General features: G+C 38.4%; 11 protein-coding genes. All 11 read right to left on the bottom strand.

The features are described from left to right. Positions 1-10 precede the first annotated feature (10 nt). Positions 11-1,078: a non-hydrolyzing UDP-N-acetylglucosamine 2-epimerase gene (wecB, locus tag ACQKEV_RS04865; protein WP_427443888.1), complete on the bottom strand. Its 1,068-nt coding sequence runs from the start codon at positions 1,076-1,078 to the stop codon at positions 11-13. Further along, entirely contained in the window at positions 1,075-2,685 is a 1,611-nt protein-coding gene (locus ACQKEV_RS04860) for a hypothetical protein (RefSeq protein ID WP_427443886.1), read from the bottom strand. Before ACQKEV_RS04860 ends, wecB begins: the two co-directional genes overlap by 4 nt. Continuing rightward, a complete protein-coding gene (locus ACQKEV_RS04855) occupies positions 2,678-4,102 on the bottom strand; it encodes a lipopolysaccharide biosynthesis protein (RefSeq protein WP_427443884.1) in 1,425 nt (474 codons plus the stop codon). Before ACQKEV_RS04855 ends, ACQKEV_RS04860 begins: the two co-directional genes overlap by 8 nt. Then, positions 4,103-4,834, bottom strand: a complete 732-nt coding sequence (locus ACQKEV_RS04850) for an acyltransferase (protein WP_427443882.1) — start codon at positions 4,832-4,834, stop codon at positions 4,103-4,105. Positions 4,835-4,847: 13 nt separating this feature from the next. After that, positions 4,848-6,164: a nucleotide sugar dehydrogenase gene (locus ACQKEV_RS04845; protein WP_427443880.1), complete on the bottom strand. Its 1,317-nt coding sequence runs from the start codon at positions 6,162-6,164 to the stop codon at positions 4,848-4,850. A 25-nt stretch (positions 6,165-6,189) separates the two neighbouring features. Continuing rightward, positions 6,190-7,200, bottom strand: a complete 1,011-nt coding sequence (locus tag ACQKEV_RS04840) for a Gfo/Idh/MocA family protein (RefSeq protein WP_427443878.1) — start codon at positions 7,198-7,200, stop codon at positions 6,190-6,192. Next, a complete protein-coding gene (locus ACQKEV_RS04835) occupies positions 7,193-7,927 on the bottom strand; it encodes a hypothetical protein (RefSeq protein WP_427443876.1) in 735 nt (244 codons plus the stop codon). The genes ACQKEV_RS04840 and ACQKEV_RS04835 overlap by 8 nt, the downstream gene beginning before the upstream one ends. A gap of 80 nt (positions 7,928-8,007) precedes the next feature. Continuing rightward, complete coding sequence (locus ACQKEV_RS04830; protein WP_427443874.1) at positions 8,008-9,117, bottom strand: DegT/DnrJ/EryC1/StrS family aminotransferase; 1,110 nt, start codon at positions 9,115-9,117, stop codon at positions 8,008-8,010. A gap of 47 nt (positions 9,118-9,164) precedes the next feature. Continuing rightward, on the bottom strand, positions 9,165-10,229 hold the full coding sequence (locus ACQKEV_RS04825; protein ID WP_427443872.1) for a glycosyltransferase family 4 protein: 1,065 nt from the start codon (positions 10,227-10,229) through the stop codon (positions 9,165-9,167). Between the two features lie 394 nt (positions 10,230-10,623). Then, a complete protein-coding gene (locus ACQKEV_RS04820; protein ID WP_427443870.1) occupies positions 10,624-11,028 on the bottom strand; it encodes a hypothetical protein in 405 nt (134 codons plus the stop codon). A gap of 402 nt (positions 11,029-11,430) precedes the next feature. Further along, a complete protein-coding gene (locus ACQKEV_RS04815) occupies positions 11,431-13,950 on the bottom strand; it encodes a phosphodiester glycosidase family protein (protein ID WP_427443868.1) in 2,520 nt (839 codons plus the stop codon). Position 13,951 lies beyond the last annotated feature (1 nt).

Genomic DNA, 13,951 nt, shown 5'->3' with positions numbered 1-13,951 from the left:
CTCACCCACTTTATTTAGAGACAGTTTTTAAAAGGATTTCCAAGATTTTCTCGGAAGTATGCCCATCGCCAAATACTGGCGTGTAGCTTGGCTGTACGTCTTTCAAAACAGCATCCACAATTTTCTTAGTATCCGTACCAGTCAAAATATTTGCATCATCAACAAGTGTTTCCACCCATTCCGTTTGATCACGTACAGTAATGCAAGGGACTTTCGCGAAGTATGCTTCTTTTTGCACCCCACCAGAATCGGTAATGATCTTTTTGGAATTCACTTCAAGCGTAAGCATATCCAAGTATCCTACTGGATCGATAATTTGCAGGTCTTTAATGCTTTCAAGATTGAATCCGTAATCACTGATCATTTTTTTTGTGCGTGGGTGAATCGGCCATACTTTTTTGCCTGGGATCTGTTCAAATGCATTGAAAATGTTTTCTAAACGATCTTTGACATCTGTATTCTCCGCACGGTGGATAGTTATTAGGTAATAATCATCTTTAGTTAATCCTTCAGTCGCCAAAATAGTTGATTTCGTTTTGGCAAGTTCCGAATTGAACATCACTGCATCATACATAACATCCCCGACATTGCTTACACCTTCAGTGATATTCTCATTCTTAAGATTCTCAACAGCAGTATCCGTAGGACATAGCAGAAGTGCAGAGATATGATCCGTAAGAATACGGTTTACTTCTTCAGGCATTTTTTTGTTGAAACTACGCAATCCAGCTTCGATATGAATGATAGGGATATGCAGTTTAGATGCAGCTAATGCACCTGCCAAAGTTGAATTTGTATCACCATATACCATTAAGAAATCGGGTTTTTCTTTCAGAATGATGTCTTCAATTTGTGTTAGCATTTCAGCAGTTTGCTTCCCGTGGTTACCTGAACCGATTCCCAGCAAATAATCGGGTTTAGGAATACTTAACTCCTCAAAAAAGATATCAGACATATTTTGATCATAATGCTGACCTGTATGGACAATAATTTCTTCTACCTTTTGTCGAATTACTCGAGAAACGGGAGCAGCTTTAATAAATTGCGGTCTTGCACCCAATACTGTTAGTACTTTCATTTTGAATTGCCCCCTAAGCTGTCCAAAGTGTCTTTCACAATGAACGAGTTTATGTTATATGGATTTGAAAATCTGATTCCTTCCTTTTTGAAAGTCAAATTGGAAAGATATTTATAATAGGATGGGTAAATACCGAACCATTCCATTGGTTCGTTATAATATTGTTTCCATAATTTTTGGGTTCTATAAACTTTTTTGAGCGCAGGATACAGGACACCATACTTGTTTTTAGGAGAGACTCTTTCCTCATTCGGTTGAGGCATCTCAAAGTATTCCGGAAACATCTCATGCAATGTTACATCGTATAAGTATTTTTTGTATTTCCACTTCACTGGCACCTTCTTGAAGAACCAGATCAATCGGTCATCCCACAGCGGCAATGTCCATTGCTGCCCATAAAATTCATATACACGAACTGAATTGATAATAAATTTAGATTGGCGTTCTTTCATATTCCAGTCATCCACTATATTGCATCCAAGTTCGTTCGAGAAGAACGGTTTGTTATCGAACGTTTCTTTTATCCGTGAGCTAATGGCAGGCATGTCCTCATTCAAGGAATTCGGAGTTTGCCATAATTTGAAATGCTTATCCTGAATGAAACCAACAATTTGATCCTGGGATAATTCATTTGTATATACTGCCTCATATGGCAAATGTCCACCGGCAAGGTAATCAAGTGAATGACCAGGCATGAACACTGCACCTGATAATTCAGTATCCTCCATCAACCTTTTCACGCTTGGAAAGTCCTGTAAATGTGGCACAGAGGCGCCATTGAATGTATAGTCCACATAGCGTTTCCATTCATCGGAAGCATATACTTCTTCCCACATAGCTTTGTCATATGCATAATAGCGCCATTGCAGACCGAGGCGATCAGCAATTTGCTTGCTGACGCTGGATTCAAGATTGTTTGGTCGGCCATATGTAAAAGCAAGGATTTGATCAGTGAGATTTCGTTCTTTCAACATAAGTGCGATGATTCTTGAATCATAGCCACCACTTAATGGGATGATTATTTGCTTATCGCCGATTCTTTCCTTCAAATCATCAAAAATCTGATGAAAAATCGATTTCAATTCACTAACCAGTTCATTGAAATCTTGTTCTTTTTCCTCCGTTTGAAGCGAAAAATACGAAATAACATTCTGTTCAGCGCTTAATTCAACGATTGTGCACGCTTCTGTCTGGAACCAATCTGGATGGAGAGTTTTATGCCCACTTACAAATCCGGTCATTAAGAAGTCATTGAGTGCATCTTTTTCAATCGTTGGATACTGATAATCAGCGTTATAATCCTGGATCGTCCAGCTAGAATCTTCGTTCCTACGGTAAAAGAGCGGAATCGTTCTTTTTTTGTCTGAAATAAGAGAGGTATTACCATCATTATCAGTCAAAATGCATGAAAATTCACCATTCCAGCTTTCGATAACAGTAGTACTTAAATCTTTAAGTTCAAATGTATCTGCAAAGTTCGCGGATGTAGTTAAATTTCCCTGGAAATAAAAATGTCCCCGGAAAAACCCGGCATACCCATCCCCTTGAACACGAGAAAATTCGCCATTTCTTAAATGGATTTTAGGTTGAATATACATTTCAATCACCTCTCTTGCCTCTTTGGATATGTTTGTCAATACGAACTAGTAGCAGTGAAATGGTAAAGACTACCCACACCACAAAAATCAAACTGGAACCTAACCCGTTCAGTTGAATGCCGATGATTGCAAAAGTGCTGGCAATTAAAGTGAAAATGACAAATGCCATTTTCCATCCTGGAAAAGGTACATAGAACAACTTTTGGCTTTTTCGGTAAATCAAAAAAGTTGCCAGGCAATATGCAGCTATATAAGAATAAACAGCTCCCCAAATACCAAAATTCGGAATCAGCAAGAAGCTTAAAAGAATGGTCAAGCCTGCCGAAATCGCAAATGCGATGGAGACATGTTTAGTTTGTTTCGTAACAAATATCCCTATTGAGATAATCAAATAGTAGAAATTCAGAAAGGTTGCAATTGCTATGGGAGCAACATAGGGATATGCCTCTTCATAATTATCCGAAAGAATCTTGATTACCCATGGCATAATGGTTGCTAACAGCAAGATTCCATAAGATCCGGCCATTAGAATCAGCCCATAAACAGACGCAAACACATTCGCACTATTTTCCTTCTTATAAAGCGACATCGAAAATGGACGCCATGCCATTTGGATTCCGCTGGTCAATAATGTAATGAAAGTTGCAAACTTGATGGCTGTCCCATAAATCCCTACCACATCCATAGAATAATAATGTTTAAGAATAAATGAATTGGAATTGAGTATTACCCAAAAAGCCAATGATGCAGGAACAAGCGGAGCTGAATATATTAGGAGCTCTTTCCAAATCACCCGGTCATAGAAAGGCTTTAGCATCTCTTTTGAAGACCAGAACAACAGCAAGAATATAAAAATGACACTTGCCATTCGAGCAAATAAGATACCTTCCACGGTCGTCCATACATAGGCAAGAACTGCCATGGAAACCAATGCAATTAACAGCATTTTCAACAGTGTCATGAAAACCACTTTTTTGGTAAGCATTTGGTATCTCGCGACTGTAAGCACCAAGGCAATAACTGTATCGAACAGCAAAGTGAACATCGCAATATATAAGAGATGAATGGAACCAGCATCATCGAATACCCACTCAGAAATCCATTTGCCGCCAATCAGTAAAACAAGGAAAATAAGCGCCACAACGGCTAATCGGAACGTCATGACAGACCGAATATACTTATTGCGCTTCACTTTATCCTCTACTTCGTAATAGTAATAGGCCAAAGCAGAGTCAGTTCCGAATATCACAAGAAAAGTTACCATGCCGATTGTTCGATCTGCCATATCAAGCATGCCAAACTCGGCTGTATCAGTCAGGTAAAATGTATAAAAAGGGAACAAAAGAAAAGCGATTAATTTTGTCCCCACATTCATAAAGGCATAAAGGAGCGAATCCGCTCCCAACCGTTTAAGTTGACCTAACACCTACAAGAGCTCCTCTTCAGGCACAGTTCTGACAAATTTCGCAGGAACACCTTTGATCAACGATTTAGCTTCCGTATCTTTTGTTACAAGAGCTCCAGCTGCTACAAATGTTTCTTCTGCAATGGTAATGCCAGGTAATATGATGGAGGCTCCTCCTACACGTGCACCCTTCTTGATTGTGGCCCCTTTAATCTGATCGAAGCGCGCTTCAGTGCGTCCCATGAAGTTGTCGTTTGTTGTCGTTACACAAGGTGCGATGAAGACATGGTCTTCTAAAGTCGTGTAAGCCGTGATATATGAGTTCGATTGGATTTTCGTTCTCGTACCGATGGACACGTAGTTTTCAACTGTCACATTACGGCCGATGATCACGAAAGAACCAACCTCAACGTTTTCCCGTACAGTCGCCAAATCCGCAATCAATGTACTTTCGCCTATAGTTGCTCCACTATAGACGATCGCATTTGCACCGATTGTACATTCTTCACCAATTACTAAAGGTGGCAGTGTGTCTGAAAGTTTCATTGTGCTCGTTTTAGCCGGCTTTGGCTTTTTCCCAAGAACCGCACCATCATCAATCGTCGTACCATCACCAATTTGAGTTCCTGCGTGAATGGTTACACGATTTCCAATACGTACATTTTTTCCGATTTTCGCATTTTCTTCAATAACAGAAAAATGACCAACTGAAGTTGATTCATCTATTTGCACAGATTCATGAATGTAATTCATACAAATCCACTCCTTACAATTTAATGTAGCGATTTGGTTTTTCTACATGTTTGAACGCATTACGAGTATCGAAAATGACATTAGCTTTGTTGGCAATGTGTTGGTAATCGTAAGAACTGTGATCAGTAGCCAAGATGACCAAATCAGCATTTTCCAATAACTCATCCGTAATTTGAACAGGTTTAATGACTTGTCCAGCCGCACGGAATGATTCAACAAATGGATCAACCGTTGTAAAGTCTGCACCATGTTGAGCAAGCAATTCAACTAGTTTTAGTGACGGAGATTCACGTACATCTTCAATATCTTTTTTGTATGCAATTCCTAATAGCACAACTTTTGCTCCACGAAGCGCAGTTCCTTGTTCGTTCAACAATTGCATTGCACGGTTGATGACATAATCCGGCATTGAATTGTTGATTTCCCCAGCAAGTTCAATTAGGCGAGTATGGTAGTTGTATTCACGTGCTTTCCATGTCAGATAGAATGGATCGATTGGAATACAGTGACCTCCAAGGCCTGGTCCTGGATAGAACGCCATGAATCCGTAAGGTTTTGTTTTCGCTGCATCAATTACTTCCCAAACATCAATGCCCATTTTTTCGCATAGGATAGCCATTTCATTTGCCAAAGCAATATTAATATGGCGGAAAGTATTTTCAAAGATCTTTTCCATTTCGGCAATGGCAGGGCTGGAAACTTCATGAACGTCCCCTTCAAGTACATTGCTGTACATCGCTGCAGCGACTTTCGTACAGTTCGCTGTAATACCGCCGACTACTTTTGGTGTATTTTTTGTATTGAAGCTCTTGTTACCTGGATCGATGCGTTCAGGTGAATAAGCCACGAAAACGTCTTCACCGACAGTGAATCCTTTTTCTTCCAATGTTTTCTTGATAATCTCTTCTGTTGTACCTGGATAAGTTGTTGACTCTAATACTACCAAAGTGCCTTTTTTGGCATATTTCGCAATTTCAGCAATCGATTCTCTTACATATGATGTATCAGGCTGTTGGTAAACATCAAGTGGTGTCGGCACACAAATCGCCACTGCATCAACTTCACTGATTCTCTTATAGTCAGATTCGGCAGTCAAGCGACCAGATTCTACCATTTCAACTAAATCATTATCAACGATGTCACCGATGTAATTAATTCCTTTTTTGACTTGTTCTACTTTTGATTCCTGTACATCAAATCCAATTACGTGGTATCCAGCTTTCGCTTTTTCTACTGCCAACGGAAGACCGACATACCCTAGTCCTACTACCCCGATTACTGCTTCATGTAACTCTATTTTACTTAATAAGTTTTCAAAATGATTAGTCATTTGTTTTCTCCTTTAATTCGTAATGTTAAAATTCAATTCGTTTCCCTGTTTCTGAGGATTCGATAATTGCTTCAATCAATTTTACTGGACTCAAGCCAGCATTTCCATCAATAGCAGGTGCACGGTCTACTTTTAGTGCTTCTACCATATCCTCTATGATGCAATCGTGGCCTTTTCTCCCCCATGGATCTGCTTCTATCGAAGTGGTCAGAGCCTGAACTTCCTCACTAGAAACACCTTCTACATTCCATGTATCGATAAACAGAGCATTTTTGCCGCTAATTTTGACACTGCCTTTTTCACCGAAGATTGCAATGGACTCTTCTAAATTCTCAGGGTAAATAGTTGTAGCTGATTCGATCACAGCTAGAGAGCCATCATGGAATTCTACGATGCCCATTGCGACGTCTTCTGTCTCAATGTTGCGTAGACGTGTAGCTACATGACCTTGAACAGACTTGACTGGACCTAGAAGCCAGATGAGCAGATCCAAACTATGGATAGCCTGATTCATCAATACTCCCCCGTCAAATGCTTTCGTGCCTCTCCAAGGAGCTTGGTCATAGTAGGCCTGGTTGCGATTCCAACGAACGGTGATATTCGAATGGCTGATTTTCCCCAGTCCATCCTTGTCCATCAATTTCTTCAATTCCATGATTGCAGGGCGGAATCTGTTTGGATGGACAATAGCAAGCTTAATGCCCTCTTCTTCTGCAGTTTGGATCATTTCCTCTGCATCTGAAGAAGTCAATGCCATTGGTTTTTCAGTAATAATGTGTTTTTTATATTTTGCGACAAGTTTCGTTAATCTTGCATGCAGTCCAGACGGCACACAAATGTTAACAACATCGATTTCAGGATTCTCCTGAAGCATCAATTCCAAATCGGTATATTTTTTCAGATTATTATCGTCAATCGTTAAACGATCAGGATTTGTATCACAAATTGCATACAAATGTGCTCCCTCTGTATTGTTAATTGCGGCAATATGTTTGTCAGCGATGAAACCCATGCCGACTATAGCAAAATTAGTCATGTTGGTTGTCCTTTCTGGCACGGTGGATATATTGCCATAGAGTGATGATGAAAATGGCTAGCAAAATCCCGATAACAAATCCGGCTGCTGTCCATTGAAGAGTATAAGATGGTGTTTCATTTATTTCACTTGATACAAGAGAAGGCTTTTCAAAGAATGCCAAATCATTTTTCACACGCTGCAATGTAACCATGTTTTCAGAAAGCGAGGTTTCTGCTGATATGATCAGTGAAGAATGAAGGCTTGAAATGACTTCATCATTGTCGAGCATAGATTGGTACTCCTTGATAGAAGCATTCAAAGTTTCCACCCGTTTTTCTAATAAAGCAACATAGGTTTCCGTAATACCGACGCGGTTGTCGTATTGTGTCGATAATTCTTTCATCACACCATCATGGTAAACTTTCAATTCTTTTTCAATTTCTTCTTTATTATCGTTTCTTACTTCCAATTGTATATAGCTGCGGCTAGGGACAAAAATATCCACTTCACTTTCAAAGTGTTCCCCATACTTAGCCATAATTTGATCGGGATTCGTTAGGGATTCCAGATTAATAGCACCGGTAAATATATTTGATTTACCGATATATGCCTCTTCTTTTGGCCATAAACTTGAAGCCAGCAAACCTACCAAGGCACATATTAATGGAATGATGATGAACCAAACCTTTTTCTTCCAGTAAAATGACAACATTTGATACAACGGGTAATTTCTCTGTTCAGTCACAATATTTCTCCTTCCAATGCATGTATAACAGGTAAGAGGGAAACGTAATTACGTTTCCCCCTCTACCTAATGTCATGTAATTAAGCGAAAAATGAAACAATCTTTTCAACTACATATTGTTGCTGTTCTTCTTTTAATTCTGGGAACATTGGCAACGAAAGAGCTTGATCTGCAGCTTTTTCTGCTTCTGGGAAATCCCCTTTTTTATAACCTAAATTCTCAAAAACAGGCTGTAAATGTAAAGGAAGTGGATAGTAAATCATCGTCGATACACCTTGTTCATTTAAATAAGACTGCAATTCGTCTCTGCGGTCCGTCAATATTGTATATTGATGGAATACATGATGGAATCCTTGAACAACTTCAGGTGTCTTAATGTAATTTCCAACTTTTTCATTAAGAAGGTTTGTATAGTTTTGTGCATGTTTTCCACGAAGCTCGCTCCAAGTATCAAGATGTGGGAACTTGACATTTAATACAGCGGCTTGCAGTTCATCCAGACGACTATTGTAGCCAAGAACAGCATGGTAATATTTAGGTTTACTTCCGTGTACACGGATTACGCGACTTTTTTCTGCAATGTCATCGTGATTAGTAACGACCATACCACCATCGCCATAAGCACCTAAGTTTTTAGTAGGGAAAAAGCTGTAAGTTGCAGCAGTACCAAGTTCACCAACAGAGAATTCGCCCTGTTTTGCACCAATTGCCTGCGCTGCATCCTCAATAACTGCAAGGTTATGCTTTGAAGCAATCTCCTTAATTTTCACCATATCAGCCATTTGACCATATAAATGAACTGGAATAATTGCTTTAGTATGTTCAGTAATTGCTGCTTCTATTTTATCAGGATCAATATTAAAGTTAACTGGATCAATATCTACGAATACAGGCTTAGCTCCAGCTCTAACAATTGCTCCACCCGTTGCAAAAAATGTGAATGGTGACGTAATGACTTCATCGCCTTCACCGATACCTGCTGCCTGAAGGGCAATGTGAATGGCATCACTGCCGTTACCGCAGCCAATACCGTGTTTCACATGACTGTACTCAGCAATGTCTGCTTCTATCTTTTTCACTTGACTACCTAAAATAAAGTGAGAGCTACTCATTACATTATCTAAAGCAACCATAACTTCATCTTTTAATGTTGCGTATTGTTCCGACAAATCAAGCATTGGAATTTTCATTATCTACACCAACCAATCAAAATATTATTTATATATGAAGCAAGCGATTATGATCGCTTGAGTCCAACCACTTTTTTGAATACTGAAAGTATCGGTCTAAAGTCTTCATTAACTAAACCGATTTTTTCTGCAACAATTTCAAACGCAATCAAGATAAACAATACAGTAAATATTGCCCATCGCAGAGTAAGTGTTTCAAAGCTAATCGCAGCAATACTAAAAATCAACCCAAATCCGTAAATGACCAAAACCGTATTTCGATGTGATAATCCTAAAGCCAGTAAACGATGGTGCAAATGAGATTTATCAGGTGCCGAAATCGGCTGTCTGTTTATCAGTCTTCTAATTATTGCAAATGATGTATCAAAAATAGGTACACCCAAAATCATAACTGGAACTACGAAGCTGAATAACGTCACACTCTTATATAATCCAAGCAGAGACAAAATGGCAATTGAATAACCAAGGAACATTGACCCTGTGTCACCCATGAATATTTTAGCTGGGTAAAAATTGTGGAACAAAAAGCCAAGAGTACTTCCTAAAAGAATTAACGATAGTGATAAAATCAGGAACTTATCGCCTGTAAAAGCAAGAAAGGCGATACTTGCAAAAACGATAGATGAAATCCCAGCCGATAACCCATCCAATCCATCAATTAAGTTTATAGCATTTGTTATCGCTAAAATCCAAAATAACGTAATTGGGTAAGAAAACAGCCCTAAATCAAATATGCCTAAAAACGGAATATTTAATACTTCAATCGACAGTCCACTTCCTATAACTGCAGTAGCTGCCAATGCTTGACCAACAATTTTTATTTTTGCCGAAAGTTCATATTTATCGTCCAATATTCCAAGAACAATGATGATGAAAGCTCCAACAATTATTCCAGTTATTTTAGCATCGTATAATCCCGCTGAAAAGTAACCGGCTATTACTCCAATGAATATTGCAAGGCCACCAAGACGTGGCATAATTTTTTCATGTACTTTACGATCGGATGGCTTGTCGGTCGCCCCGATTTTGACTGCGAACTTCATGACGAGAGGTGCTATTAAAATCGCAACAATTAGCGAAACTGAGAAAGCTACGAATAGTCGAATATCCAATCAATTCACCCTTGTTTTTTTATTTTTGTCGATATACCAAAAGTCATTCTATCATATTTACATATCTTATACTCGAGCACATTGAATCATTGTACATCTATTTGACGAATCAAAGTCTCTTAAGTTTCGTCAATAGATGATTATACACCAAAGTATGCACAGTTCCAACATTCGATAGAACTAGACTGTAATTAATCCGTTATATCTAATGTTAGCATTCCCATTTTTTTGAGAACCAATCAAACCTCAAAAATTAGTAAAATGTTTTTGTAATACAATGTTAGTGGCAAAAAAAAGACTACTCACAAAATCGTAAGTAGTTTCCAGCAAAGTTTGTACAGGACTTTCCCAAAAGATTAGTTAGCATTTACTAACTCTCTGGTGAGCAAGTACCTTAAGAGAAGTCGGGCCAGTTCTTTTGAAAATGATCTTCTGGAATTTCAGATATCGTCCGATATTGGAAAGGTAGAAGTTGTTCTTTTTCCAAATTGGCCATCTCTTGCTCCATAGGAATTAAAAGAATACTATCGTTATCTTCAGAAATAAGATAGGCTCCAGAAACCTCACCTTTTTTCTTTAAATTGATTCTCATGAATGCTGGAAAGAAAAGTCCATTTTTAGATTTTAAAATAGAAGGTGCAAGCACCATATTTTCCCCTTCATCCATTAACTCATGTTCATTTATTTTATCAAACATCTTAAGTGCCCAAGCTTGACGCTTATAGAAACCAACAATTTTCAGTTTTCCTAAGCCATCCTCTTCGGCATTACTGTTTTTACCATTATTATTTGAAGTCATGATTTCCCTCCAAAACTTACAAATTACATCTTTCAAAGGCTACCACAAAAACCTCACGAAATCAAATGTTTAAAGCAATATTCGTAGCCTTATAGAACGTATAGCCCTCTAAGTGATGGTGTGGGGACTTGATTTTTTGATTAGTTAACTAACAAGTAAGTCCGTATTGGTGACTCCATCAGAAATTAATAGTACATGACGTTCCGGTCACTTCTTACATAAAGAAAGTTCAAAACATGATGGTGCCAGCGGTTCCTCAGGTGCGTGGAATCGACAACCCAAATAGGACTGCCGATAGAAAAAGAGCGAAGCGAAGTGACAGCGTCACTTTGCTTCGCTCTTTCATGCTTCGGTTATGATATTAATAGTTGCATAACCCTTTCTGATGCTACGAAAGTTGAATTATTTATAAATCGATTGTATATCATCAATTATAAATTCACCTTTAGTCTTTAATGTCCCATCAGTTTGCATAATACGAAGAGGTAAATCCATTTTTAATGGGTAATTTAATCCCGCTGGTATTTCTGCTTCTAAAAATCTCCAATCAGTCCAAGTTACATTTCTGTCAAAATCCAGTTGAACAACTTTTCCTGATGCGTCTCTAATTTGAGAGCGCAGCCAAGATCCACTTCCGTCGCCTTTAACCCACATTCCAATTTTTCTAGCTGGAATACTAATAGTTAACAAAGATTTCGCTTGCACATAAGCTCCAGATGTACCTGTCTGACCGATAAAATCATACGAGATTTTCAGACCCTTCGTACCATCTCTTTCATTCATTACATCTGTTACAACAGTTACATTCGCACGATCTCCTGTACCAATATAATTAAAAGTTCCTTTATTAAATGATTCTAAAACAGTTGGCTTTACATCACCTACCACAACAGGAATGGATAAAGTTTTCATTCCGTATGTAACCGATATTGTTCCAACACCAGAGTTCGTGGAAGCTTTGAATTGACCTTGAGAAATCGTGCCTAAATTTGGCGAAATAGACCACTTAAAAGCGTCAGCCGTATTCACAACAACAGCTCCACCTTTTAAGCCTTCTGCAACAAGATTGATAGCTTGTCCATTTGCGGCTTGTATATACGGTACATTCAAACGAATCAAATCTAACTCATTCGTTATTTTCACTTGAATGCTTGTAGACTTACCGGCTGCAGAAATTATCCCATTATAAATTCCTGGTGCGCCTACTACTTTAGCAGTTGTTCCTATTTGTTTAATAGCATCCGATTGTAATTGAGCATTGCCACTGCCACCAATCACTACAGGATTCATATATTGATCGATCCCTTTTACTGGTACTGTCAACGATTCATATGTACCGCCCTGGAACAATTCAATTGTCTTATATTGTGGAACAATCGCATATAAAGCTGATGTGTCCCATTTACTGACAAACAACAGTGTATTTGAAACTGCCCGCTCAAAACCATCAGATGGTTTGTTCGCAACAGTTAGTTTTGAATCTCCTAGTTCTCTAGTAACTAGAGTGGAAGAACCACCACCATCAAAGGTGATTGCGTTATAAGCATTCATTTCTTTCATCATTTTGGCCGTTTGTTGGAGAGTCAGCCCTTTAGAATAACCCGCTCTTCTTCCATCCACGACTACGGTAAACACACTTCCGTTTTGACGTACGCCTACAGCAGAACGAGGATTAACACCTGCAGTCGTTATATTTTGTTCAATTCCATCTTTCACAAGATGATATCGTCCACTTACCGCCTCTTTTACAGTGTTCCATTCTGCCGGTTCAAAATTAGTTTGGATTTCAATTTGATCTCCGACAGTAAAACCTTTAAGATATTCACTCGCCAAATGATGACCTGAAAGAATTATTTCATCCTTATTTAAGGTTGCATTCCCTACATTATTAATGACTTCAAGGACCGTCCCCTTGAAAGTTTCGCCGCCATTTAATTTACCAGAGTCCATCTTCACACGTACTTCTGTTCCTAATTCGTTCGTTCGAGTAGATGGATAGAAATCTCTTGTATACACTACTAGGTGATTTGCAGAACGCTTTCTATTAATCGAATCAATTTGATAATTGGAACCTCCATTTACAGTGAGGTTCAAGTTAACTTTAGGTGATCCAATAATGACTTTACCATTCTCTTGAACTCCTAATACTGCTAATTCATTTATAGGAGTTTGTGCTGTTGAAATGAGGGAACCATTCATCATCATCATATCTATAGGTTGTCCTTCATTATCAAAGTAATCACCATTCACACCACCCACGACATGATAAGAATTCGTCTCGATTACACGATTTGCTTGTGAAGACGTCGATTCAAACCCTATCATTTGGTCTTTTGCTATTTGGGAACGAAGTGAAATATTTGCAGTTGTTCCGTCATAATCGATTGTAAATACTCTTTGCATATTACTGTCCACACCTATATCCAAAACTTTTTTACGCACACCAGGTGCAATTTGTGTTATGGACTGTCCGTTCACTTTACCGATCGATAAATTTGGGAACATTTCAGTTGGATACAAGGCTGCGTCAGACGGTAATGATGGAAGATTTGGTGTTCCACCACTGACTTTTTCCAATTCTGCGAGTTTACTTTTAGATGGTGTTTTGTAATCTACATAACCAGCAATCTTCGTAATGTACATATTTGCACCTAAGCCATATTGTCCACCATACTTGTTGTCATATCGGTAAACACGATATTGTTCTCCAGGTTTGAGTATGCGAACAAAAACTAAGCCCTTATCTGTTCTTTCCCATAAATTAATAGATTTAATGACTTTTATTTTTCCCACTTGACCTTTTACCATCATTATTCCATCCCAATACACTTTCGGTGTTTCGGCAGATACAGTAGATGGAGTTAAAAAATTAACCAATGATAATAAAGCGATTAAAAATAAATAAAAAAAGTTTTTTTTCATT

Origin of the sequence: Paenisporosarcina sp. NPDC076907 (assembly GCF_050269735.1) — a bacterium.
In the GTDB taxonomy this organism is placed as follows: domain Bacteria; phylum Bacillota; class Bacilli; order Bacillales_A; family Planococcaceae; genus Paenisporosarcina.
The sequence above is the reverse complement of the archived record's forward strand: the minus strand, read 5'-3'. Positions and strand labels throughout refer to the sequence as shown.